This is a genomic window from Streptomyces sp. NPDC007863, from assembly GCF_040633895.1.
Lineage (GTDB): Bacteria > Actinomycetota > Actinomycetes > Streptomycetales > Streptomycetaceae > Streptomyces.
Map to the genome: position 1 here is coordinate 149,695 of NZ_JBEYEI010000004.1, position 24,571 is coordinate 174,265.

A 24,571-nucleotide genomic window follows, 5' to 3' on the forward strand; every position below is an offset into this window, starting at 1 on the left:
ACCCCTCGCGGGTGCGAGAGGTCTGCGCGCGGGTCTGGGGCACGGTGTCCACTGCCGCGGGGGGTCGTTCCGCGGATCAGCGGTCACTGCGGACCGGCGCGCTGCTGCCGATAATCATCGTGGTAGCAAGCACGCCGGAAGTCTGCCACAGGCGGGCGTCCGGCCGGACGCCGGTCTCACGATACGGGCAGCCGGTCCCGCCGCTGCTCGGGCACGGCCTTGCCGACCCGGCCGAGGTCGATGTCCCGGGTCTCCCGCATGGTGAGGTACACGATCAGGGAGACGGCCGCGCAGCCGGCGACGTACCAGTAGTAGCCGGACTCGATGCCGGAGTCCTTGAACCAGAGGGCCACGTACTCGGCGGTGCCGCCGAAGAGGGCGTTGGCGATGGCGTAGGGCAGCGCGACGCCGAGGGCGCGGATGCCGGTCGGGAAGAGCTCGGCCTTCACGCAGGCGTTGATCGAGGTGTAGCCGGTGATGACCAGCAGGGCGAGGAGCGAGAGGCCGAGGGCCGGCCAGAAGGAGCCCGCGTGCTTGAGCATCGTCATGATCGGCACGGTGAGGAGCGTCGAGCCGACCGCGAAGGTGATGAGCAGCGGGCGGCGGCCGATCCGGTCGGAGAGCCGGCCGGCGAGCGGCTGGACGCAGGCGAAGACGATCAGCGCACAGAAGGAGACCAGGGTGGCGGTCTGCTTGGACAGCCCGGCGGAGTTGGAGAGGTACTTGGTGAGGTAGGTGGTGTACGTGTAGTAGGCCACCGTGCCGCCCATGGTGAGCGCGATGACGAGGAAGGCCTCGCGCTTGTGCGCCCACAGGGCCTTGAGGGTGCCCTTCTCGCCCTGACCGACGCCGTCGTCGGCGGTCTCCTCGTACACCTCGGTCTCCAGCATGTTCCGCCGCAGGTAGAAGACGACGGCGGCGCCGAGGGCGCCCACGATGAAGGGGATGCGCCAGCCCCAGCTGTGCAGGGCCTCGGTGGACATGGTCCGCTGCAGGACGATCTGGAGGCCGAGGCCGAGGATCTGTCCGGCCGTCATGGAGACGTACTGGAAGCTGGAGGCGAAGCCCCGGTGCTGCGGGGCCGACGCCTCGGTGAGGTAGGTGGCGCTGGCCGCGTACTCGCCGCCGACGGAGAGTCCCTGGAGGAGGCGGGCGACGAGGAGGACGGCTGCGCCGCCGTAGCCGGCGACCGCGTAGGTGGGGGCGACGGCGATGAGCAGCGCCGAGGCGGACATGAGGGTGACGGTGAGGGTGAGGGCCGCCTTGCGGCCCTTGCGGTCGCCGACCCGGCCGAGGAGCCAGCCGCCGACCGGGCGCATGAAGAAGCCGACGGCGAAGATGCCGGCGGTGTTCATGAGTTTGGCGGTGTCGTTCCCCTCGGGGAAGAAGGCGCCCGCGAAGTAGGTCGCGAAGCTCGCGTACACGAACCAGTCGAACCACTCGACCATGTTCCCGGCGGAGCCGACCCAGATCTTCTTCCAGTGATCTCTTCCCATGGCCCGGAACCGTGCCGGACCCCGCCCGCGGCGGGCAAGGGTGCAGGGGGCAACGATCGGGAGTACTTGCGTGCGTTACGTTCGCGGAATCAGGGTTTCGTCGATGAACTCCCTGACCTGGGCGAGGACTTCGCTCCGTCCGGTGCCGGGGAGACCGACCGCCACGTGCACGCTGTAGCCGTCGAGGAGGGCCCGCATCCGGCTCGCGAATCGGTCCGGGTCCACCGCCCGGAACTCGCCGCGCGAGACGCCCTCGGCGAGGATCGCGACGAGGTCCCGGTGCCAGGCGCGCTCGATGGCGGCCTGGCGGGCCCTGGCCTCGTCGTCGGCGTTCTGCGAGCGGTTCCAGACCTCCAGCCAGAGCGTCCAGTGGGGGTCGCGCGGCCCGTCGGGCACGTACACCGCGACGTATCCGTCGAGCCGCTCGCGGGCGCTGCCGGGCCGGGAGAGCAGCGCTCCCCGCTCGGCCCCGAGCCGGCCCTCGCTCCACTCCAGGGTCTGCAGCAGCAGCTCGTCCTTGGTGCGGAAGTAGTAGAGGAGGTGGCCGCTGCTCATCCCCACCTGCCGGCCGAGCCCCGCCATGGTCAGCCCGTCGAGCCCCCGCGCGGCCACGGTGTCCATGGCCGCGGCGAAGACGTCCTCCCGGGGCGGGGCCGCCTGGTTGCGGCGGCGGGGGGCGGGGGCCTGATCGCTCTGCTGACTCACTCGTACGTTCTACACCGAGGGCTGCTGCTGGGTGATGCAGTGGATGCCGCCGCCGGCCGCGAAGATCGTCCGGGCGTCGACGAGGACGACCTCGCGGTCCGGGAACAGCCGGCGGAAGATCTCGGCGGCGAGCTCGTCGTGGGGGTCGTCGAAGGCGCAGAGGATCACGGCGCCGTTGCAGAGGTAGTGGTTGATGTAGGAGTAGTCGACCCAGTCGCCCTCCTCGTCGGTGAGGACGGTGGGAGCGGGGACCTCGATGACCTCCAGGGGGCGGCCCTGGGCGTCGGTCTGGGCGCGCAGGAGGTCCACGTACAGCCGGGAGCGGCCGTAGTCCGGGTGACGGGGGTCCTGCTGCCCGTGGACGAGGACGGTGCCGGGGCGGGCGAAGGCGGCGACGATGTCGATGTGGCCCTGGGTGCCGTAGAGGCCGTAGTCGCCGGCGAGGCCGTGCGGGAGCCAGATCGCCTTGGTGGTGCCGAGCTTGGCGTGGATCTCCCGCTCGACCTGCTCGCGGGTCCACTCGGGGTTGCGGCCGGAGCCGAGCTGGACGGTGTCGGTGAGCAGGACGGTGCCCTCGCCGTCGACGTGGATGCCGCCGCCCTCGTTGACCAGCTCGCTGCTCAGGACGGGGACGTCCGCCGCGTCCGCGACATGGCGGGCGATCTTGGAGTCGTGCTCCCAGCGGGCCCAGTCCTGGGCGCCCCAGCCGTTGAACACCCAGTCGACGGCGGCCAGGGAGGTGCCGTCGGTGACGAAGGTGGGGCCGATGTCGCGCATCCAGGCGTCGTCGAGCTCCCGCTCGACCAGCTCGACATCCTCGCCGAGGAGGGCGCGGGCGCCCTCGGCGTCGCCGGGGGCGACGACCATGGTCACCGGCTCGAAGCGGCGGACGGCGCGGGCGACGGAGGCCCACGCCCCGCGGGCCTCGGCGAGCTCCTCTTCGCTCGTGAAGGTGGGGTTGGGGCTCGGCCAGGCCATCCAGGTCCGCTCGTGCGGGGTCCACTCGGCGGGCATGCGGTACGAGGTCATGGGCGGGTCCTAGAGGAAGGAGAGGCGGTTCGGGGAGACGGAGCCGGTACGGGAGTCGAGGAACGGCACGGCGGGGCCGATCCGGGCGCGGCGGCGCCGCGGGGCAGCAGCCGGTCCCGCGCCGTGGGGGTCGGTCGCACGTCATCCACCTCCCGTTTGAGCGACACTCTAAATGCTGGACGGATCGCTTCCAAGTATTGACGTGTCCGCCAGGCACAGGCCACATTGAGCGCCACTCAAAAACATCCGCTTCCGCTCCCCCGGAGGTCCCATGGCGACGATCGAACAACGCGGAGTCGACACCATCCCCGAGGCCGAACGCACCAGCGGCCCCCGCGACCTCGTCGCGATCCTGCTCGGCTCCAACCTCTGCCTGGGCGTGATCGTCTTCGGCTGGCTGCCGGTCTCCTTCGGCCTCGGCCTGTGGGGCTCGGTGACCTCCGTGGTCGCCGGCACCCTCGCCGGCGTCGCCGTCACCGCCCCGCTGGCGCTGGTCTCGCTGCGTACCGCCACCAACCTGTCCACCTCCTCGGGCGCCTTCTTCGGCGTCCGCGGCCGGCTCGTCGGCTCGGTGGTGGGGCTGCTGCTCTCGCTCGGCTACACCGCCCTGACCCTGTGGATCGGCGGCGACGTCATCGTGGGCGTGCTCGCCCGGCTCACCGGGGCGTCCACCGGGGACGGCGCGCACGCCGTCGTCTACGCGCTGCTCGCGGCCTGCACGGCGGTGGCCGCCGTGTACGGCTACCGGCTGCTGCTCCGCCTCAGCAAGGCGCTCGCCGTCGGCATGACCGCCCTGCTGGGCCTCGGACTCGTCGCGTACGCCGGCGACTTCACCGCCGCGCCCGCACCGGACACCCCGTACCTGCTCGGCACCTTCTGGCCGACCTGGCTGCTCTCGGCGGTCGCCGCGGGGCTCAGCGGCCCGGTCGCCTTCATCACCCTGCTCGGCGACTACACCCGCTACGTCTCCCCCGCCCGGCACAGCGTCCGCGCGGTCCGCCGGGCCACCTGGCTGGGCCTCCTCGTCGGCCTGCTGGTGCCCCAGCTCTTCGGTACGTACACGGCGCTGGCCGCCCGCGCGGGCCTCGACTACGCGGGGCCGCTGGTCGCCGCCTCCCCCGGCTGGTACCTGGTCCCGCTGCTGCTGGCCGCCACCGCCGGCTCCGTCGGCAACGCCGGTCTGATGCTCTACTCGATGGGCCTGGACCTGGACGCGATCCTGCCCCGGGCCACCCGGGCGCGCGCCACGGTCGTGGTGGCGGCGGTCGCCACCGGCTTCGTCTTCCTCGGCCACTTCGCCTCGGACGCCCAGTCGGCGATGACCTCGTTCGTCCTGCTCCTGACCGCGATCGGCACCCCGTGGGCGGTCATCACCCTCATCGGGCACGCGCGCTGCCGCGGGGAGTACGACCCCGAGGCGCTCCAGGTCTACAACCGGCGCTCGCGCGGCGGGATCTACTGGTACGCGGCAGGCTGGCACCCGCGCGCCACCGCCTCCTGGGTGCTCGGCGCGGCCGTCGGTCTCGCGGCCGTCTCCACCCCGCTGTACGAGGGTCCGCTGCTGGCCCTGACCGGCGGGATCGACTGCAGCTTCGTGCTCTCGGGAGTGGTGGGCGGCGTCCTGTACGCCGCCCTGACGCCGCGCGGGGCCTCCGGGACCGTGACGGCCCCGGAAGCCCTGGCGGCGTCGGAGTGACCGACGGAGTGACTACTTGCCGAGCTCGTGCATCCAGCCGTGGACGTCCTCGGCCTTGCCGGTCTGGATGGCGAGCAGCGCCTCGCGCAGCTTCATCGTGACCTCGCCGGGCTCGCCGCCCGACTGCTGCCACTCGCCCCGGGCGGACTTGACCGTGCCGACCGGGGTGATGGCCGCGGCGGTGCCGCAGGCGAAGACCTCGGTGAGGGTGCCGGCGGCGCTGTCCGCCTGCCACTGGTCGATGGAGACGCGGCCCTCCTCGACCTCGTAGCCGAGGTCGGCGGCGAGGGCGAGGAGCGAGTCGCGGGTGATGCCCTCCAGGATGGAGCCGGTGAGGGCCGGGGTGATGATCTTGTTCCCGTACACGAAGTACATGTTCATGCCGCCGAGTTCCTCGACCCACTTGTGCTCGACCGCGTCGAGGTAGCAGACCTGCTCGCAGCCCTTGGCCGCCGCCTCGGCCTGCGCGAGCAGGGAGGCCGCGTAGTTGCCGCCGGTCTTGGCGTCGCCCATGCCGCCGGGGACGGCGCGGACGCGGTCCTCGGAGGCCCAGATGGAGACCGGCTTGACGCCGCCGGGGAAGTACGGGCCCGCCGGGGAGGCGATGACGACGAAGAGGTACTCGTTGGCCGGGCGGACGCCCAGGCCGACCTCGGTGGCGATCATGAACGGGCGCAGGTAGAGCGAGGACTCGCCGCCGTGCTCCGGCACCCAGGCCTCGTCCTGGCGGACCAGCAGGTCGCACGCCTCGATGAAGGTCTCGACCGGCAGTTCGGGCATGCCGAGCCGGTGCGCGGAGCGCTGGAAGCGGCGGGCGTTGGCGTCCGGGCGGAAGGAGGCGACCGAGCCGTCGGGGCGGCGGTACGCCTTCAGGCCCTCGAAGATCTCCTGGGCGTAGTGGAGCACGTTGGTCGCGGGGTCGAGGGAGAGCGGGCCGTACGGCACGAGCTGGCCGTCGTGCCAGCCGCGGCCCTCGGTCCAGCGGACGGTGACCATGTGGTCGGTGAAGTGGCGGCCGAATCCCGGGTTGGCCAGGATCTCCGCGCGCTCCGCGTCGGACAGCGTGCTGGAGGAGGGCTTGAGCTCGATCGTCGTCATGGGTGCTTGTCCTTCACCGGTTGTGTGTGTCGGACCGCGCCCCGCCCGCCCGGCATGACTGCTAGGACGTCCGAGCTTTCCCGCATGTGGCGGCCCACGTCCGATTATCGCGCGTGGGAAGCCGGGTACGAAAGGCGGGTGAGGCGGTCCGTGGTCGATGGCGGCACCCCGCGACCGTACGAGAACAGCCGCCGGGTGCGTGGGAGACCCGGCGGCTGCTGAGAGATGTCAGTGACGCGCGGGTCAGCTCGCTACTCGCGCGGCGAGCGCGTCGCCGATCTCGTCCGTCGTGCGGACGGCGGCGCCCCGCTCGGTCAGGTCGGCCTCGACGGCCGCTTCGACGCGGGCGGCCTCGGCCTCGTAGCCGAGGTGGCGCAGGAGGAGGGCGACGGAGAGGACGGTGGCCGTGGGGTCGGCCTTGCCCTGGCCCGCGATGTCCGGCGCGGAGCCGTGGACCGGCTCGAACATGGACGGGAAGTCGCGGCTCGGGTTGATGTTGCCCGAGGCGGCGACGCCGATGCCGCCGGAGACGGCCGCGGCGAGGTCGGTGATGATGTCGCCGAAGAGGTTGTCGGTGACGATGACGTCGAAGCGGGCCGGGTCGGTGACGAGGAAGATCGTCGCCGCGTCGACGTGCAGGTAGTCGGTGGTGACCTCGGGGAACTCCTGGGCGACCCGGTTGAAGATGTCGGTCCAGAGGTGGCCTGCGAAGGTCAGCACGTTGTTCTTGTGGACCAGCGTCAGCTTCTTGCGCGGGCGGGCCTGGGCGCGGGCGAAGGCGTCCCGGACCACGCGCTCGACGCCGAAGGCGGTGTTGACCGAGACCTCGGTGGCGACCTCGTGCTCGGTGCCCTTGCGGATGGTGCCGCCGTTGCCCGTGTACGGGCCCTCGGTGCCCTCGCGGACGACGACGAAGTCGATCGCGGGCTGGCCGGCGAGCGGGGTCGCGACGCCGGGGAGCAGCCGGGAGGGGCGCAGGTTGACGTGGTGGTCGAAGGCGAAGCGCAGCTTCAGGAGGAAGCCGCGCTCCAGGACGCCGGACGGGACCGAGGGGTCGCCGATCGCGCCGAGCAGGATGGCGTCGTGCTTCTTGAGGGAGTCGAGGTCGGCGTCGGTGAGGGTCTCACCGGTGGCGTGGTAGCGCCGGGCGCCGAAGTCGTACTCCTCCGTCTCCAGCTTCACGTCCTGGGGAAGCACGGCCGTGAGGACCTTGAGGCCCTGGGCCACGACCTCCTGGCCGATGCCGTCGCCGGGAATGACTGCGAGATTGATGCTGTGAGACATGGCGGCACCCTACTCTTCGTCCCATCGTCTGACACGGTACGTCCACCATGTGGACGAACCGCCAGGCGTCGGGCGGCCGGACGGGTCCGGCCCGACGGATCAGTGGCCGGTGGAGCCGCCGTTGTCACGGCGGTCGAGGGCGCGCTGGAGGGCGGCGGCGGCGTTCTGCCGGGCCTCGTCGCTGGGACGGGCGACGGAGTGACGGACGCGGGGGGCGGTCTGAACGGCCATGGGGGATCGACTCCTTGAGATCAGTGGTGATCCGGGCGTGCGGAGATCAGTGGTGATCGAAGGCGCCGGAAGGGGCGGGGAGCGCCGCCGCAGGGGTTGCCTGCACAGGGCGTCGCGCTCTCGACCGCCATTCGCTGATGAAGCGAGACGTTCGGCTTCTACAAAGCTAGGCCAGGGACCCGCATCTGTCTCCACAATTACTCGGACTTCCTACTATCTGAGACGCCCGGGCCTCGCCGTGCCTACCTAGCTTGCGTTCCTACCTAGGTGGTGATGCAATGCGATCATGGCCGCAGACCGCAGATCCAGTTGGCTCAAGGGAGTCCTCGACCTGCTCGTCCTCTCCCGCCTGACCGACGGAGAGAGCTACGGGTACGAGATCGCCAAGGCGCTCGCCGAGGCGGGCCTCGGCGAGATCAAGGGCGGGACGCTCTATCCCGTCCTGAACCGCCTGGAGGAGGCCGGACTGGTGGAGGCCGAGTTCCGGGCCGCCGAGCGCGGCCCGGGCCGCCGCTACTACCGGCTGACCCCCCTGGGGCGCGAGCGCCTCGCCGGGGAGAGCCGGGCGTGGCGGGAGTTCCACCGCGCCGTCGACGGCGCGCTGCACGACACCGCACCGCACACAGGGGGAAGCACCACATGAACGACGACGACTACTTCGCCGAGGTGGCCGGGGTCCTCGCCGCCGGCGGCGTCCCGGCGGCGCAGATCGAGGCCACCGTGGAGGACCTGCGGGCCCACCTCGCCGAGACCGGCGCCTCCCCCGAGGAGGAGTTCGGCCCGGCCGCCAGGTTCGCGGCCCGGCTCGGCGGGCGGGCCCCCGAGCCGGACGGCCCCGACGAGGCGGCCGAGCACTGGACGTGGACCGCCGACCTCTTCAACGACCGGCGGATGCTGACGGTGCACGGCGCCCAGGGCTGGGAGGTCGAGTCCCTCGACCCCCTCGGCCGCTTCGTCTGCCGCCGCACCCCCGGCACGGCGCTCCGCTGGGAGTACCGCCGCGAGGTGATCGCCGGCCGGCGGCGCGCCCGGGTCGAGGACGAGCTGACGCCGGAGGGCTGGGAGCTGTGCGGCGAGTGGCTGGTGTACGGCTACTTCAAGCGCCCGGCGGCGGCGACGGCCGGCCCGGCGGGCGCGCTGGCCGCCCCGCCGGCCGCCCCGCGCCAGTGGCTGTTCCTGAGCCGCCGGGGCAAGGCGGCGCTCGCGGTGTGGGTGCTCCTGACGGGCGGCGCGACGTTGGCGTTCTTCGTCGGCGGGCTCGGCGCCCCCGGGTTCGCGCTCGCCGTCGCCCTGTTCTCGTCCCTCCTCGGCGTGTGGACGGCCTCCCTGGAGACGGCCACCGGCCGCGAGCGGCAGGCCGGGGCGAAGTAGGACGGCGGGCGCGGCGGGCTCAGACCACGTCGCCGTCGCGCCAGTCGAAGACCAGCGGGGCGCCGGGGTCGGGCAGCGCGAGCCCGGCGGCCGGGCGGACGAGGACCCCGCCCTCCTCCTCGGGGAGCGGGACGGTGCCGTCCGGCCCGAGCACCGCGATCCGGCCGCCCCACACCTGCCAGCCGCGCGCCCGGTAGAGCGCCGCGCCCTCGTCGGAGGCGGAGAGCGCGCCGAAGCGGTGGGTGGCGTCGACGACCCGCTCCAGGGCGTCCACGACCGCCCCGCCGAGCCCCCGGCGCCGCGCGTCGGCCCGGACGGCGACGCCCTCCACGTACCCGATCCGGTACGAGCCGCCGCGGTGCAGCACCCGGCGCTGGACGACGGCCCCGTGGGCGACGAGCCCGGCCGCGTCCTCCGCCCAGGCGTGGATCCCGCCCAGGGTGTGGTCCCAGTCCTCCGCGGAGAAGTCCCCCTCGAAGGCGGCGTCGAGCAGCGCGCGGACGGCCGCCAGCCGCTCCGCGCCGAGTTCGTGGGTGGGTGCGGTCCGCACGGTCGTCATCCCCTCACCCTTCCACAGCCGCCCGGGCGCCCCCGGGGGGACATGAGTACCGCCCCCGACCCCGGCCTGGGGGGACCGGGGAGGGGGGCGGTGATCAGGGGCCGCTGACGCGGCGGGCGGGGCTCAGCCCATGTGCGGGTAGCCGTACTCGGTCGGCGGGACCAGCGTCTCCTTGATGGCGCGGGTCAGCGTCCAGCGCATCAGGTTCTGCGGGGCGCCGGCCTTGTCGTTGGTGCCGGAGGCGCGGCCGCCGCCGAAGGGCTGCTGGCCGACGACGGCGCCGGTCGACTTGTCGTTGATGTAGAAGTTGCCCGCGGCGAAGCGGAGCTTCTCCATCGTGTGCGCGGCGGCGGCGCGGTCGTTGGAGATGACGGCGCCGGTCAGCGCGTAGTCGGAGACCGACTCCATCTGCTCCAGCATGGCGTCGTACTGGTCGTCCTCGTAGACGTGGACGGCGAGGATCGGGCCGAAGTACTCGGCCTTGAAGACCTCGTTCTCCGGGTCGGTGCACTCGATGACGGTCGGGCGGACGAAGTAGCCCTCCGAGTCGTCGTAGGTGCCGCCGGCGACGATCGTGCAGCTCGGGTCGGAGGACGCACGGTCGATCGCCGCCTTGTTCTTCGCGAACGAGCGGTCGTCGATGACGGCACCGATGAAGTTCGACAGGTCGGTGACGTCACCCATGGCGATGCCGTCGACCTCGGCCGCGAACTCCTCCTTGAAGCCGTCGTTCCAGATGGAGGCCGGGATGTACGCCCGCGAGGACGCGGAGCACTTCTGGCCCTGGAACTCGAAGGAGCCGCGGGTCAGCGCGGTCTTCAGGACGGCGCGGTCGGCGCTGGGGTGGGCGACGACGAAGTCCTTGCCGCCGGTCTCGCCGACGATCCGCGGGTAGGAGCGGTACTTCTCGATGTTGGTGCCGACCGTCTTCCACAGGTGCTGGAAGGTCTTGGTCGAGCCGGTGAAGTGGATGCCGGCGAGGTCGCGGTGGTGCAGCGCCACCTCGGAGACGGCGATGCCGTCGCCGGTGACCAGGTTGATGACGCCCTTCGGCAGGCCGGCCTCCTCCAGGAGCTCCATGAGGAGCACGGCGGAGTGGGTCTGCGTCGGGGACGGCTTCCAGACCACCACGTTGCCCATGAGGGCGGGGGCGGTGGGCAGGTTGCCCGCGATGGCCGTGAAGTTGAACGGCGTGATCGCGTAGACGAAGCCCTCCAGCGGGCGGTGGTCCAGTCGGTTCCACACGCCCGGGGAGTTGGCCGGCGGCTGCTCGGCCAGGATCTGACGGGCGTACGCCACGTTGAAGCGCCAGAAGTCGACGAGCTCGCACGGGGTGTCGATCTCGGCCTGCTGGGCGGTCTTCGACTGGCCGAGCATGGTCGAGGCGGCCAGCGTCTCGCGCCAGGGGCCGGCGAGCAGCTCGGCGGCGCGCAGGATGATCGCGGCGCGGTCGTCGAAGGACATCGCGCGCCAGGCCGGGGCGGCGGCCAGGGCCGCGTCGATCGCGTCCTGGGCGTCCTGCTGCGTGGCGCCGCGGAAGGTGCCGATGACGGACTTGTGGTTGTGCGGCTGGACGACCTTGAACTCGTCGCCGCCGCCCATGCGCTTCACGCCGCCGATGGTCATCGGCAGCTCGCGCGGGTTGTCGGCCAGCTCCTTGAGCCTGGCCTCCAGACGGGCGCGCTCCGGGGAACCGGGGGCGTAGCCGTGCACCGGCTCGTTGACGGGAGCGGGGACCTGGGTCACAGCGTCCATGAGGGTCTTGACTCCTTCAAAGAGGGGGAGGTGGGCTCAGCCCTTGGTCAGGATGGAGCGGACGAAGAAGAGCAGGTTGGCCGGCTTCTCCGCCAGGCGGCGCATGAAGTAGCCGTACCAGTCGGTGCCGTAGGCCGTGTAGACGCGCATGCGGTGGCCCTCGGCGGCGAGGCGGTTCTGCTCCTCGGAGCGGATGCCGTACAGCATCTGGAACTCGTACTCGTCCAGCTTGCGCCCGGCGCGGCGGGCCAGCTCCTGGCCGATGGCGATCAGGCGCGGGTCGTGCGAGCCGATCATCGGGTAGCCCTCGCCGTCCATCAGGATCTTCATGATCCGGACGTACGCCTTGTCGATCTCGGCCTTGTCCTGGAGGGCGACCTCGGCGGGCTCCTTGTAGGCGCCCTTCACGATGCGCACCCGGGAGCCGTTCGCGGCGAGGCGGCGGGCGTCCTCCTCGGTGCGGAAGAGGTAGGCCTGGATGACGCAGCCGGTCTGCGGGAAGTCCTTCCGCAGCTCCTCGTGGATGGCGAACATCGAGTCGAGGGTGGTGTGGTCCTCGGCGTCCAGGGTGACCGTGGTGCCGATCTCGGCGGCGGCGACGACGACCGGGCGCACGTTGGAAAGGGCCAGCTCGTGGCCGTTCTCCAGCGACTGGCCGAACATCGAGAGCTTCACGGACATCTCGGCGCGCTCGCCGAGGCCCAGCTCCTTGAGGCGGCCGATCAGCTCCAGGTAGGCGTCCCGGGCGGCGTGGGACTGCTCGACGGTGGTGATGTCCTCGCCGACGACGTCGAGCGTGACCTCCAGGCCGCGGGCGGTCAGGTCCCGGACGATCGGGACGACGTCGTCCACGATCTCGCCGGCGATGAAGCGCGCGACGACCTGCTTGGTCCCGGGCGCGGCCGACACGAGACGGCGCATCTTGTCGCTGCGCGAGGCGGCGAGGATCACGGGACCCAGCACGGGGCACCTCCAGAGGGGCAAGGAAGAACGGGGCCATTACCGGTCGCGGGGGTACGAACCGGGAACAGCACGGGTAACCACCGTGAAACCTAAGGATCGCTCCGATCCTGCGCCATCTACAGCTGTCACGCATCCGTGAACACGCCCTCAGACAACTGTCTGAAGGAACCGTCCGGCGGTGCGAGAATGGGCCCCGTGAAGGGCGATTACCAGGAGCTGGTGGACGAGATCTCGGCGCTGCTCGGCACCCCGGCGACCCTGGAGAACCGCGATTTCGGGCTGATCGCCTTCGGGGCCCACGACAGCGACGACGACAGCGCGATGGACCCGGTCCGCACCCGCTCGATCCTGACCCGCAAGTCCACCCCGGCGGTCCGCGCCTGGTTCGAGGGCTTCGGCATCACCCGGGCCACCGGCCCCGTCCGCATCCCGGCCGCGCCCGACGCGGGCGTCTACCGGGACCGGATCTGCCTCCCGGTGCGCCATCGGGGTGTCGTCCTCGGCTACGTCTGGCTCCTGGACGCCGAGCCCGGCCCCTCGCACGAGCGGCTCACCGCCGCGATGGAGGTCGCCGCGCGCATCGGCGAGCTCCTCGCCGACGAGGAACGGGCGGGCGCCGACCTCTCCCGCGAGCTGCGGGCCGTCCTCACGGCGGAGCGCGGCTGGCAGTACGACATGGCCGTCGCCGCCCTCCGCACGGCCCTGGGCCCGGACGCGGACGGCCTCCACGCCCTGCTCTGCGTCGCCCCCTGGACCGGCGAGGACTCCCCCTCCCCCCGTACGGTCCCCGGCGCCGCCGCCGTCTGCGCCCTCCCCTGGCAGGGCCCGGGCGGCCACCACGCCGGTGCCCCGGCCCGGGGCGCCGGCACGACCGGGGGCGACGCGGCCCCCGGGCCCGACCCGGCCCGCGGCGGCCCGGCCCGGGGGGCCCGCGCCGCGTCCGCCGCTACCGGCTCCGCGCGCGGCACGGCGGCCGGGCAGGGACCCTCCGCGGCACCGTCCGACCGGGGCTACGCCCCCGGGCCCGGGCCGCAGCGGGCCCTCGCGGTGCTGGTGCGGCTGCGCTCCGGCGACAACCTCTCCCCCGCGACCACCGCCGCCGGGCGGCTGCGGGACACGGCCGGGCCGGCGGCCGTGGCGGGGATCGCCGCGCCCCGGCGGGGACTCGGGGAGCTGGACCTCTGCTGGCGCGAGGCCTCGGCCGCCGCCCGTACCGCGCACTCCCAGCCCCGCCTCGGCCCGCTCGCCCACTGGTCGGAGCTCGGCGCGTACCGGCTGCTCACCGCCCTCCCGCGGGCCGAGCCCGACCCGGCGGTGCGGGCGCTGCTCGCTCCCGCGCACACGGAACTGGCCCGCACGGCCGAGGTGTTCCTCGACCACGCGGGCCAGGCGGGCCGCACGGCGGCGGCCCTGGGCATCCACCGGCAGACGCTCTACTACCGCCTCTCCCGGGTCGAACAGCTCACCGGCCTCGACCTGGACTCCGGCGAGGACCGCCTCCTCCTCCACATGGCCCTGAAGGCGGCCCGGCTCTGAGGGACCGGCTCTGAGGCACCGGCCGGTTCAGCCGGTCGGCCCGGCGTCCCGCAGCTCCCACCACCGGGCGTCCCACCGCCAGCACCCGGCGGAGTCCCGCATGGCCCAGGTGTGCACGAGCCGGCCCTCGTCGTCGCCGAGGACGAGTTCGATGTGCCCGTTCCAGCGCGAGGTGCCGGCGAGGCGCGTGTAGGCGGCCGGCGGCGGCTCGGGGAAGGGGCCGGTGTACAGGCCGCCGGGCCGCAGGACGCAGCGGCCGCCCGCGAGGACGACCAGGGCCTCGTCCGGCAGCGGCACGACGGCGAGCACCGGGCCGTCCCCGTCCGGCTCCCGTCGCCACCGGCCCGTGGCGCCCCCGTGGCCGCGCCACACGGCGCCGGACCGGTCGACGGCGGCGAGACCGCCGCAGGCGACGCCCGGCCGCAGGGCCACCAGCTCCCCGTGCGTGCCGGGCACCGGCGCCCAGGGCGCCCACCCGTCGTCCTCCCGCCGCTCCCGCTGCCAGCCGACGCCGTCCCCGTCGACCGCGTACAGCCGGTGCGCGGCCCACGGCGCCCCGGCCGCCGCGATGTCCGCCAGCGGGGCACCGCCGGGCGTCGGGACGGACTCCCACGCCGCCCAGTCGTCGATCGGCACATGGGTCTTCGGATCCACGGACAGGGCCCGCTGCCACAGCCGCCCGTCGCGGTCGAGGAGCCACAGGTGCTGCCGGTACGTCTCCGGGGCGCCGGCCGCCAGGGCGGCGGCGGGCGCGGGCGCGTCCATCGGGTGCCACTTGCTCCAGCCGTAGACGTTCCAGCCGTGGCACAGTCCGCGGGAGTCCGCCGCGAAGACCTCCAGGTGCGGGTCGCCGTAGGAGGCCACCGCCACCGCCGCGTACGGCAGCGGGCGGGTGCGCGGGAGCGGCACCGTCCCGGCCAGGTCCCGCAGCCGGCGCGCGGCCGCCCTCGCGGTGGGCCGGTCCGCGGGCTCGGCCGCGAGCAGCTCCCGCACCAGGTCGGCCGCGCGCGGATCCGTGCCGCGGGCGCCGAGCGCGTCCAGGAGCTCCCGGGCCAGCCGGGACGCCTCCTCGGCGCGCGGCTCGCCGACGTACGAGGGCAGACCGCCGAGCAGACACTGGGCGAGGACGACGCCCAGGGCCCAGGCGTCGTCGGCCGGCCGCACCTCGCGGCGCCCTCCCGTGGCCGCCGCCAGCCGCTGCGGCGACATGTAGGACGGTGTGCCTCCCAGGTCCCGGGCGACGGTCTCCCGCAGGGCCGTGGCCACGTTGAAGTCCGCGATCTTCCACAGGCCGCGGCAGCGCACGATGTTGCCGGGCTTCAGGTCCGCGTGCACCAGTCCCCTGCCGTGCACGTGCTCCAGCGCCTCCGCCACTCCCGCGAGCGCGGCGGCCGCGTCGTACGGCGGCAGCGGGCCCACGGCGTCCAGGTGATGGCCGAGCGAGCGGTCGCCCAGCTCCATCACCTGCACCAGGCAGCCGGCGAAGGGCCCTTCCGGGGCGATGAAGGCGTCCACGTACGCCACCGCGTGCGGGCAGCCCATCAGCCGCTCCTGGACCCGGATCTCGTCCAGGGCCCGCCGGCGCTGCTCCGCGTCGCCCCGGGCGTGGTAGATCTTCACCGCCCGGTGCTCGACGTGTCCGTCCATGTCCTGCCGCACCCGGCGGGCCGGCAGCACCCGCGCGAAGTGCCCGCTGCCGAGCGGCGCGGTGTCGTCGACGAGCCAGTCCCCCACCCGTGTCTCCGCCATTCCCGGAGTGTACGAGGGGACCCCGCCGGCCGGGGCGGGATCACGGGCAAACAGCACCGCACCCGGCCGCCGGACGGCCCCTGAGGGGCGGTCGTCCGGGGACCGGGTGCGGGAGACGGGCCGTGCGGGCCGGGTGTCAGATCAGGTTGACCGAGCGGGCCGAGGTGGCGCCGATCTCCGTGGAGATCTCGGCGATCACGGCCGCGGGGACGGTGTCGTCGACGGTGAGGACGACGAGCGCCTCGCCGCCCTCCTCCGTACGGGAGACCTGCATGCCGGCGATGTTCAGACCGGCCTCGCCGAGGATCCGGCCGACGGTGCCGACGACGCCGGGGCGGTCCTCGTAGCGCAGCACGACCATGTGGTCGGCGAGCGCCAGGTCCACGTCGTAGTCGCCGACGGCGACGATCTTCTGGAGGTGCTTGGGGCCGGCCAGGGTGCCGGAGACCGACACCTCCTCGCCGCTGGAGAGCGTGCCGCGCACGGTGACCATGTTGCGGTGGTCGGGCGACTCGGAGCTGGTGGTGAGGCGGACCTCGACACCGCGCTCCTGCGCGAAGAGCGGGGCGTTCACATAGGACACGGTCTCGTCGACGACGTCCTCGAACACGCCCTTGAGCGCGGAGAGTTCGAGCACCTTGACGTCGTGCTGGGTGATCTCTCCGTACACCTCGACGTCGAGGCGGGCCGCGACCTCGCCCGCGAGGGCGGTGAAGATCCGGCCGAGCTTCTCGGCGAGCGGCAGACCCGGCTTCACGTCCTCGGCGATGACGCCGCCCTGGACGTTGACCGCGTCCGGCACCAGCTCGCCGGCGAGCGCGAGGCGCACCGACCTGGCGACGGCGATGCCGGCCTTCTCCTGGGCCTCGTCGGTGGAGGCGCCGAGGTGCGGGGTGCAGACGACCTGGTCGAGCTCGAAGAGCGGGGAGTCCGTGCAGGGCTCCTTGGCGTACACGTCGAGGCCGGCGCCGGCGACGCGGCCCTCCTTGAGGGCCGAGTACAGCGCGGCCTCGTCGACGATCCCGCCGCGGGCGGCGTTGACGATGCGGACGCTCGGCTTGACCTTGTGCAGCGCCTCGTCACCGATGAGACCGAGGGTCTCCGGGGTCTTCGGCAGGTGGACGGTGATGAAGTCGGCGACCTCCAGGAGCTCGTCCAGGGTCAGCAGCTTCACCCCCATCTGGGCGGCGCGGGCCGGCTGCACGTAGGGGTCGTACGCGACGATCTTCATGCCGAAGGCGGACATGCGCTGGGCGACCAGGACGCCGATGCGGCCGAGGCCGACGACGCCGAGGGTCTTCTCGCTGAGCTCGACGCCCGTGTACTTGTTCCGCTTCCACTCGCCGTTCTTCAGCGCGGTGTTGGCCTGCGGGATGTTGCGCGCGGTGGCGACGAGAAGGCCGCAGGCGAGCTCGGCGGCGGTGACGATGTTGGAGGTCGGGGCGTTCACGACCATCACGCCGGCCTTGGTGGCGGCGGAGACGTCCACGTTGTCCAGGCCGACGCCGGCGCGGGCGACGACCCGCAGCTTCTTGGCGGCGGCGATGGCCTCCGCGTCGACCTTGGTCGCCGAGCGGATGAGGATGGCGTCGACGTCGGCGATCGCGGGGATCAGCTCGGCGCGGTCGGCGCCGTTGCAGTGCCGGATCTCGAAGTCCGGTCCCAGGGCGTCGACGGTGGCGGGCGACAGCTCTTCAGCGATGAGTACGACAGGTTTCGAGCTCACGTGAGTCCTCACAGAGGCAGTGCGGACGGCCGTCCCGACGGCCGCAGGCGGTGGAGGGGGCTTGCCGCGTGGAAGCGCACGACGCTGTGGGCCAGACGCGATGTTGTTGAGCAGTGTAGTGCCGCATCGGCGCACGTCGTACGCCTCGTTGGAAGGATCACCCGTCCGTGGTTGGACGAGGTGTCCAAGGATGCGGCGCGGGGCCGGACGAAGTGTCCGGCCCCGCGCCGAGAGGCTTACGCCTCCTCGTCGTTCACCCAGCTCATGAGCTTGCGCAGCTCCTTGCCGGTGGTCTCCAGGAGGTGCTGCTCGTCCTGGGTCTTGTACTCGTTGTACTTCTTCAGGCCGCCGTGGTACTCGTCCATCCAGTTCTTGGCGAAGGTGCCGTCCTGGATCTCGGTGAGGACCTTCTTCATCTCGGCCTTGGTGTCGGCGGTGATGACGCGCGGGCCGGTGATGTAGTCGCCCCACTCGGCGGTCTCGGAGACGGACCAGCGCATCTTCTCCAGGCCGCCCTCGTACATGAGGTCGACGATCAGCTTCAGCTCGTGGAGGCACTCGAAGTAGGCGATCTCCGGCTGGTAGCCGGCCTCGACCAGGGTCTCGAAGCCCGCCTTGACGAGCGCGGAGGCGCCACCGCAGAGGACGGCCTGCTCGCCGAAGAGGTCGGTCTCGGTCTCCTCGGTGAAGGTCGTCTTGATGACGCCGGCGCGGGTGCCGCCGATCGCCTTCGCGTACGACAGGGCCAGGGCGAACGCGTTGCCGGTGGCGTCCTGCTCGACGGCGGCGATCGCGGGGACGCCGCGGCCCTCCTCGTACTGACGGCGGACCAGGTGGCCCGGGCCCTTCGGGGCGACCAGGGCGACGTCGACGCCGGCCGGGGGCTTGATGAAGCCGAAGCGGACGTTGAAGCCGTGGGCGAAGAACAGCGCGTCGCCGTCCTTCAGGTTCGGCGCGATGGACTCCTCGTAGACCTTGGCCTGGATCGGGTCCGGGATCAGGATCATGATGAGGTCGGCCTCGGCCGCCGCCTCGGCGGGGGTGACCACGCGCAGGCCCTGCTCCTCGGCCTTGGCCTTGGACTTCGAGCCCTCGTGCAGACCGACGCGGACGTCGACACCCGAGTCGCGGAGCGACAGGGCGTGGGCGTGACCCTGGCTGCCGTAACCGATCACCGCGACCTTGCGGCCCTGGATGATCGAGAGGTCGGCGTCGGCGTCGTAGAACAGCTCGGCCACTGGGATTCTCCTTGGTGTGCTGGTGTTGCGTCCCACCGTACGGCGGGTGGTGGACAGGAAGTCTTCTGGTCTCGTCAGGCGGAACGGTCGAGCGCCCGCAGGGACCGGTCCGTGATGGACCGGGCGCCGCGCCCTATGGCGATGGTGCCCGACTGGACGAGCTCCTTGACGCCGAACTGCTCCAGCATCTTGAGCATGGCGTCCAGCTTGTCGCTCGAACCGGTGGCCTCGATGGTGACGGCCTCGGGCGAGACGTCGACGGTCTTGGCGCGGAAGAGCTTGACGATCTCGACGATCTGGGAGCGGGTCTCGTTGTCGGCGCGGACCTTCACCAGGACGAGCTCGCGCTGGATCGCGGCGCTGGGCTCGAGTTCGACGATCTTCAGGACGTTGACCAGCTTGTTGAGCTGCTTGGTCACCTGCTCCAGGGGCAGGTCCTCGACGTTGACCACGATGGTGATGCGGCTGATGTCGGGGTGCTCGGTGACGCCGACGGCGAGGGAGTCGATGTTGAAGCCGCGGCGGGAGAACAGGGCGGCGATCCGGGCGAGGATGCCGGGCGTGTTCTCGACCAGGACGGAGAGCGTGTGCTTGGACATGGTGTGTGGGTCTCTTCCCTGTGGCTCGTCGCTGCTCAGTCGTCTTCGCCGTCGCCGAAGTCGGGGCGGACGCCCCGGGCGGCCATGACCTCGTCGTTGGAGGTGCCGGCGGCGACCATCGGCCAGACCTGGGCGTCCTCGTGGACGATGAAGTCGACGACGACCGGCCGGTCGTTGATGGCGTTGGCCTCGGCGATGACCTTGTCGAGGTCCTCCGGGGACTCGCAGCGCAGGGCGACACAGCCCATGGCCTCGGAGAGCTTCACGAAGTCCGGGACACGGGTGCCCTTGGCCTCCGGGTTGACGTCGTCCGGGCCGGAGTGCAGGACGGTGTTGGAGTAACGCTGGTTGTAGAAGAGGGTCTGCCACTGGCGGACCATCCCGAGGGCGCCGTTGTTGATGATGGCGACCTTGATCGGGATGTTGTTCAGGGCGCAGGTGGTGAGCTCCTGATTGGTCATCTGGAAACAGCCGTCGCCGTCGATCGCCCAGACCGTGCGCTCGGGCATGCCGGCCTTGGCGCCCATGGCGGCCGGGACGGCGTAGCCCATGGTCCCGGCGCCGCCGGAGTTCAGCCAGGTGGCGGGCTTCTCGTAGTCGATGAAGTGGGCGGCCCACATCTGGTGCTGGCCGACGCCGGCCGCGAAGATCGTGCCCTCGGGGGCCAGCTGCCCGACGCGCTGGATGACCTGCTGCGGCGAGAGGCTGCCGTCCTCCGGCAGGTCGTAGCCGAGCGGGTAGGTCTCGCGCCAGCGGTTCAGGTCGGACCACCAGGCGGTGTAGTCGCCCTTGTTGCCCTCGGTGTGCTCGGCCTGGACGGCCTGGACCAGGTCGGCGATGACCTCGCGGGCGTCGCCCACGATCGGGACGTCGGCGGCGCGGTTCTTGCCGATCTCGGCCGGGTCGATGTCCGCGTGGACGATCTTGGCGTACGGGGCGAAGCTGTCCAGCTTGCCGGTGACGCGGTCGTCGAAGCGGGCGCCGAGGGCGACGATCAGGTCGGCCTTCTGGAGCGCGGTGACGGCGGTGACGGCACCGTGCATGCCGGGCATGCCGACGTGCTGCGGGTGGCTGTCGGGGAAGGCGCCCAGGGCCATCAGGGTGGTGGTGACGGGGGCGCCGGTCAGCTCGGCCAGGACCTTCAGCTCGGCCGTGGCGCCGGACTTGATGACACCGCCGCCGACGTAGAGGACCGGGCGCTTGGCGGCGGTGATCAGCTTGGCGGCCTCGCGGATCTGCTTGGCGTGCGGCTTGGTCACCGGGCGGTAGCCGGGCAGGTCGGTCTGCGGCGGCCAGGAGAAGGTGGTCTTGGCCTGGAGGGCGTCCTTGGCGATGTCGACCAGGACCGGGCCGGGGCGGCCGGTGGAGGCGATGTGGAAGGCCTCGGCGATGGTCCGCGGGATGTCCTCGGCCTTGGTGACCAGGAAGTTGTGCTTGGTGATCGGCATGGTGATGCCGCAGATGTCCGCCTCCTGGAAGGCGTCCGTGCCGATGGCCTTGGAGGAGACCTGGCCGGTGATCGCGACCATGGGGACGGAGTCCATGTGGGCGTCGGCGATCGGGGTGACGAGGTTGGTGGCACCGGGGCCCGAGGTCGCCATGCAGACGCCGACCTTGCCGGTGGCCTGGGCGTAGCCGGTGGCCGCGTGGCCCGCGCCCTGCTCGTGGCGGACGAGGACGTGGCGGACGCGCCGGGAATCCATCATCGGGTCGTACGCCGGGAGGATGGCGCCGCCCGGAATGCCGAAGACGGTGTCCGCGCCCACCTCTTCGAGAGAGCGGATGAGGGACTGCGCGCCCGTGACGTGCTCGACGGTGGGGGCGGGCGTCGCGCCGCTGCGGGGCCGCGGCTGCGGATGGTGCCCGGTGGCCTGCTCGGTCATCAGCATCTCTTCTCGAAGCAGAGGGTTTTTTGCGGGGGTTTTACGGGGTTTGGCGTCGACTTCCGGGAGAACCGGTGCAACAAAAAACCCCTCGTGCCGGAAGGCAAGCGAGGGGAGCGCGTCGGGTGGTTCTCAGCCGGCCTTCAGGGGCCCGGCTTCAGCCGACGCGCTTTCCAAGTACGAGAATTCGGGTGCGCATGGCATTGACCCTCCCTCTCGGGCCACACCACTGTCAAGTGGGTGGGACGCGCGTCTCATCATGTGAGCTGTTCGGGGGAGGGATTCCGCCGCTCCTCGGACCCCTTGCCGGCCGGTACGGAGACGGCTCCGGGCAGCGGGTAGTCGCCCCGGACGAGGGCGCGCCGCAGCCGGTACTCGTCGAGCGGGCCCGAGAAGGCCATGCCCTGGGCGTGCCGGCAGCCCATGGACCGCAGGGCGAGCACCTGCTCGGGGACGTCGACGCCCTCGGCGACGGTCTGCAGGCCCAGCTCGCCGGCGATGCGGAGCACACCGCTGGTGATCTTGCGGAGCCGGGCGGATTCGACCACTCCTTCGACGAGGGCCCTGTCCAGTTTCAGTATGTCGACCGGGAGGCGTCTGAGGGCGTGAACGGCGACGTGTCCGCTGCCGAATCCGTCGAGGGCGATGCGGACGCCGAGGCGGCGCAGGGCGACCAGACGCTGCTCCAGCTCGTCCAGGGGGGTCCGCTCGCCGGTGTCGGCCAGCTCGACGACGAGGGAGCCGGACGGCAGCCCGTGCCGGGCGAGCAGGGCCTCGACGGAGCCGAGGGGCAGCGAGCGGTCGAGCAGGCGGCGGGCGGAGACCCGGACGGAGACCGGGGTGCGGTGGCCGGCGCCGGCCCGTTCGGCGGCCTGCTCGACGGCCTCCTCCAGGAGCCAGCGGCCGAGCTCGGCGGTGCGCTCGCCGTCGTCGGTGACCCGCAGGTACTCGGCGGGGGTGAAGAGGATGCCCTGGGCGGAGCGCCAGCGGGCCTGCGCGCTGACGGCGGAGACCCGGCCGGTGGCCAGCTCCACGACGGGCTGGTGGAGCAGGGCGAACTCGCCGTCGTGGAGCGCGCTGCGCAGCCGGGCGGCGAGCTCGGTGCGCCGGACGACCTCGGCCTGCATCTGGGGGACGTACAGCTCGACCCGGTCCTTGCCGCCGGCCTTGGCGCGGTACATGGCGAGGTCGGCGTTGCGCAGCAGGTCGCCGGCGCCGATGCCGGGCTCGGCGAAGGCGACGCCGATGGAGGCGGCGACCCGGACCTCGGTGCCGCCGTCGACGCGGTAGGGGCGGGAGAGGGTGAGCCGGAGCCGGTCGGCGATCTCCTGGACCTGGGTCTCGCGGGCGGCGCGGTCGCGCAGTCCGTCGCCGAGGATGAGGGCGGCGAACTCGTCGCCGCCGAGCCGGGCGGCGGTGTCCCCGGCGCGTACGGCCTCCTGGAGGCGGCGGGCGGCCTGGATCAGGAGGTCGTCCCCGGCCTGGTGGCCGAGCCGGTCGTTGACCCCCTTGAAGCCGTCGAGGTCGATGAAGAGCACGGCGGTGCCGGGGTCGGAGGAGCGGCGGCCGCCGAGGGCCTGTCCGACGCGGCGGGTGAAGAGCGCGCGGTTGGGCAGGTCGGTGAGCGGGTCGTGCTCGGCGTTGTGCTGCAACTGGGCCTGGAGCCGGACCCGTTCGGTGACGTCGCGGCTGTTGAAGATCAGCCCGCCCTGGTGGCGGTTGACGGTGGACTCGACGTTGAGCCACTCGACCCCGCCCTCGGCCTCTCCGGGGCGGGAGGGGCCCGGGTGGCCGGAGCGGAAGCGGCACTCGATCCGGGTGGTGGGCTCCTCGGCGGGCGAGGCGGCGAGGAAGCGGCGGACCTCGTGGACGACGGCGCCGAGGTCGTCGGGGTGGATGAGCGCGGCCAGTTCCGAGCCGACGAGCTCCTCGGCGTCCCGGCCGTACACGCCGGTGGCGGCGGGGCTGACGTACCGCAGCACGCCGTTGGGCGCGGCGATCATGATGACGTCGCTGGAGCTCTGCACGAGCGACCTGAAGTGGTTCTCCTTCTGGGCCAGTTCGTGGGTGAGGGCGATGTTGTCGATCAGCATGATGCCCTGGCGGACGACGAGGGCGAGGACGACGGCGCAGCCGGTGAGGACGACGACGCGGTCGACCCGGCGCCCCTCGACGACGTTGTACAGGATGCCGAGGGTGCAGACGGCGGCGGCGAGGTACGGGGTGAGGGCGGCGAGCGAGCCGGCGATGGGCCGGCTGGCGGGCCCGGGGGCGCGGACCGCCGGCGCCTCCGACGGGCGGTGGACTCCCCAGGGGGCGTAGGCGAGCAGCAGGGAGCCGGCGAACCAGCCGGCGTCGAGCAGCTGGCCCGAGACGTAGTTGGCGCGCAGCAGCGGCGAGGTGAAGAGGGCGTCGCAGAGCACGGTGAGGGCGAGCGCGGCGATGGCGGTGTTGACCGCCGAGCGGTTGGCCGGGGAGCGCCGGAAGTGCAGGGCGAGGACCATGCTGACGAGCACGATGTCGAGCAGCGGGTACGCGAGGGACAGCGCGGCCTGGGCCACGGACTCGCCCTGGAAGTGGGCGGTGTGGGCGAGGGCGAGGCTCCAGGAGAGGGTCAGCAGCGATCCGGCGATGAGCCAGGCGTCGAGCCCCAGGCAGACCCAGCCGGCCCGGGTGACGGGCTTCTTGGCGAGGACGAGGAGGCCGACGATGGCGGGCGGGGCGAAGAGTAAGAAGAACAGGTCGGCGACGGAGGACTCGGGGACGTCCTGGCCGAGCACGACCTCGTACCAGCCCCAGACGCCGTTCCCGGCGCCGGCCATGAAGGACGAGAAGGCGAAGAGGAGCCAGGCGGGGCGGGTGCCGCCGGGCTCGGTCCTGGCGTAGAGGAAGCAGGAGACGGCGGCGGTGAAGGCGGCGGCGCTCAGCCCGAAGTCGCCCATGAACAGGGCGAGTCGGGGCGAGCCCCAGCCGAGGGCGGCGCCGGTGGTGTAGCCGGCGCAGACGAGGCCGAGGGTGATCTGCGCGAGGAGCGAGCCGGCCCAGGCGGCCCGGCACTCGGGGCCGGGGGCGGGGTGCTCGGGTCCGGCCGGCCCCGCGGGGGCGGGCCCGCGGCGCATCAGCGCGGTGGCTCCGGTGCCGTTCACCGCGCTCCCCCACCCCGCGCCGTGCCCGGAGCCGCCGCCCTCGCCGCCGCGCTGGGCGGGCACGTCGCGCCCCGCCGCGGGGGCCGGGCCGGGTACGCCGGAGCCGGGTGTGCCGGAGCCGGGGGCGTGCGCCTCCGGGACGGCCGGTTCGGCCCCGGGACCCGGGACCCGCGGCAGGCCCGGGGCGTCGGCGCGCGCCGCGCCGTCCAGGCGCTCCGCGCGGTGTGGCGCGGCCTGGTCCGGCACCGAACGCGCGAGGTCGGCAGGGAGGAGCGGGAGATGCCCCGGCGGCGGCGTCGCCGCGCCGGACCGTCGGTCCGTCGGCCGCGCTTCACCCGTCACCCCCCTCGGAATCTGATGACCCGTCACTTCGCTCCCCAGCGTCAGCCCGTACAGACGCATGTCCCCCGATCCGGGACGATACACCAGGACCGTCACTCAGGGACAGGGCTGCAGTACTCTCCGTGACGGCGAGGGGGCTTGCGGGCGGCGCGCCACGGGGCGCAC

Annotated in this window: 19 protein-coding genes; 4 read left to right on the forward strand and 15 right to left on the reverse strand. The window is 72.7% G+C overall.

Features of this window, described 5'->3' with window-relative positions; genetic code table 11:
- Positions 1–176: 176 nt before the first annotated feature.
- From ABZ621_RS07995 to ABZ621_RS08005, 3 genes are all read right to left on the reverse strand, one after another.
- Positions 177–1,496, reverse strand: a complete 1,320-nt coding sequence (locus ABZ621_RS07995; RefSeq protein WP_360601841.1) for an MFS transporter — start codon at positions 1,494–1,496, stop codon at positions 177–179.
- Positions 1,497–1,571: 75 nt separating this feature from the next.
- Positions 1,572–2,117 carry a TetR/AcrR family transcriptional regulator gene (locus ABZ621_RS08000; RefSeq protein ID WP_360602273.1) on the reverse strand — a complete coding sequence of 182 codons (546 nt, stop codon included), beginning with the start codon at positions 2,115–2,117 and terminating at the stop codon, positions 1,572–1,574.
- 93 nt (positions 2,118–2,210) lie between these two features.
- Positions 2,211–3,230: an agmatine deiminase family protein gene (locus ABZ621_RS08005; protein ID WP_360601843.1), complete on the reverse strand. Its 1,020-nt coding sequence runs from the start codon at positions 3,228–3,230 to the stop codon at positions 2,211–2,213.
- Positions 3,231–3,501: 271 nt separating this feature from the next.
- Here ABZ621_RS08005 and ABZ621_RS08010 point away from each other — a divergent pair, with 271 nt between their 5' ends.
- Positions 3,502–4,926: a cytosine permease gene (locus ABZ621_RS08010; RefSeq protein ID WP_360601845.1), complete on the forward strand. Its 1,425-nt coding sequence runs from the start codon at positions 3,502–3,504 to the stop codon at positions 4,924–4,926.
- Positions 4,927–4,938: 12 nt separating this feature from the next.
- Here ABZ621_RS08010 and ABZ621_RS08015 read toward each other — a convergent pair whose 3' ends face one another.
- From ABZ621_RS08015 to ABZ621_RS08025, 3 genes are all read right to left on the reverse strand, one after another.
- Entirely contained in the window at positions 4,939–6,024 is a 1,086-nt protein-coding gene (locus tag ABZ621_RS08015) for a branched-chain amino acid aminotransferase (protein ID WP_360601847.1), read from the reverse strand.
- A 243-nt stretch (positions 6,025–6,267) separates the two neighbouring features.
- Positions 6,268–7,308 carry a 3-isopropylmalate dehydrogenase gene (locus ABZ621_RS08020; protein ID WP_360601849.1) on the reverse strand — a complete coding sequence of 347 codons (1,041 nt, stop codon included), beginning with the start codon at positions 7,306–7,308 and terminating at the stop codon, positions 6,268–6,270.
- A 99-nt stretch (positions 7,309–7,407) separates the two neighbouring features.
- Complete coding sequence (locus tag ABZ621_RS08025) at positions 7,408–7,539, reverse strand: hypothetical protein (protein ID WP_360601851.1); 132 nt, start codon at positions 7,537–7,539, stop codon at positions 7,408–7,410.
- Positions 7,540–7,825: 286 nt separating this feature from the next.
- On the opposite strand from ABZ621_RS08025, the gene ABZ621_RS08030 reads away from it, so the two are divergent.
- Positions 7,826–8,182, forward strand: a complete 357-nt coding sequence (locus ABZ621_RS08030; RefSeq protein WP_360601853.1) for a PadR family transcriptional regulator — start codon at positions 7,826–7,828, stop codon at positions 8,180–8,182.
- The gene (locus ABZ621_RS08035) at positions 8,179–8,910 is read left to right on the forward strand and encodes a hypothetical protein (protein WP_360601855.1); all 732 of its coding nucleotides are present in this window, start codon (positions 8,179–8,181) and stop codon (positions 8,908–8,910) included. Before ABZ621_RS08030 ends, ABZ621_RS08035 begins: the two co-directional genes overlap by 4 nt.
- A 19-nt stretch (positions 8,911–8,929) precedes the next feature.
- On the opposite strand, the gene ABZ621_RS08040 is transcribed toward ABZ621_RS08035, so the two are convergent.
- From ABZ621_RS08040 to ABZ621_RS08050, 3 genes are all read right to left on the reverse strand, one after another.
- Positions 8,930–9,469, reverse strand: coding sequence for a GNAT family N-acetyltransferase (locus tag ABZ621_RS08040; RefSeq protein ID WP_360601857.1), 540 nt, complete (start codon positions 9,467–9,469; stop codon positions 8,930–8,932).
- A gap of 123 nt (positions 9,470–9,592) precedes the next feature.
- Positions 9,593–11,224, reverse strand: coding sequence for an L-glutamate gamma-semialdehyde dehydrogenase (gene pruA / locus ABZ621_RS08045; protein ID WP_360601859.1), 1,632 nt, complete (start codon positions 11,222–11,224; stop codon positions 9,593–9,595).
- 36 nt (positions 11,225–11,260) lie between these two features.
- Positions 11,261–12,187: a proline dehydrogenase family protein gene (locus tag ABZ621_RS08050; RefSeq protein WP_360601861.1), complete on the reverse strand. Its 927-nt coding sequence runs from the start codon at positions 12,185–12,187 to the stop codon at positions 11,261–11,263.
- Positions 12,188–12,382: 195 nt separating this feature from the next.
- On the opposite strand from ABZ621_RS08050, the gene ABZ621_RS08055 reads away from it, so the two are divergent.
- Positions 12,383–13,723: a helix-turn-helix domain-containing protein gene (locus tag ABZ621_RS08055; protein ID WP_360601863.1), complete on the forward strand. Its 1,341-nt coding sequence runs from the start codon at positions 12,383–12,385 to the stop codon at positions 13,721–13,723.
- A 27-nt stretch (positions 13,724–13,750) separates the two neighbouring features.
- Here ABZ621_RS08055 and ABZ621_RS08060 read toward each other — a convergent pair whose 3' ends face one another.
- The 6 genes from ABZ621_RS08060 to ABZ621_RS08085 form a co-directional block, all read right to left on the reverse strand.
- Positions 13,751–15,472: a protein kinase gene (locus tag ABZ621_RS08060; RefSeq protein ID WP_360601865.1), complete on the reverse strand. Its 1,722-nt coding sequence runs from the start codon at positions 15,470–15,472 to the stop codon at positions 13,751–13,753.
- Between the two features lie 136 nt (positions 15,473–15,608).
- On the reverse strand, positions 15,609–17,198 hold the full coding sequence (gene serA / locus ABZ621_RS08065; RefSeq protein ID WP_360601867.1) for a phosphoglycerate dehydrogenase: 1,590 nt from the start codon (positions 17,196–17,198) through the stop codon (positions 15,609–15,611).
- Between the two features lie 236 nt (positions 17,199–17,434).
- A complete protein-coding gene (gene ilvC / locus ABZ621_RS08070) occupies positions 17,435–18,436 on the reverse strand; it encodes a ketol-acid reductoisomerase (protein WP_360317357.1) in 1,002 nt (333 codons plus the stop codon).
- 74 nt (positions 18,437–18,510) lie between these two features.
- The gene (gene ilvN / locus ABZ621_RS08075; protein ID WP_360601869.1) at positions 18,511–19,035 is read right to left on the reverse strand and encodes an acetolactate synthase small subunit; all 525 of its coding nucleotides are present in this window, start codon (positions 19,033–19,035) and stop codon (positions 18,511–18,513) included.
- Between the two features lie 35 nt (positions 19,036–19,070).
- Positions 19,071–20,918 (reverse strand): acetolactate synthase large subunit, encoded by a 1,848-nt coding sequence (locus ABZ621_RS08080; protein WP_360601871.1) that lies wholly within the window; start codon positions 20,916–20,918, stop codon positions 19,071–19,073.
- A 257-nt stretch (positions 20,919–21,175) separates the two neighbouring features.
- Entirely contained in the window at positions 21,176–24,310 is a 3,135-nt protein-coding gene (locus ABZ621_RS08085) for an EAL domain-containing protein (RefSeq protein WP_360601873.1), read from the reverse strand.
- Between the last annotated feature and the right edge of the window lie 261 nt (positions 24,311–24,571).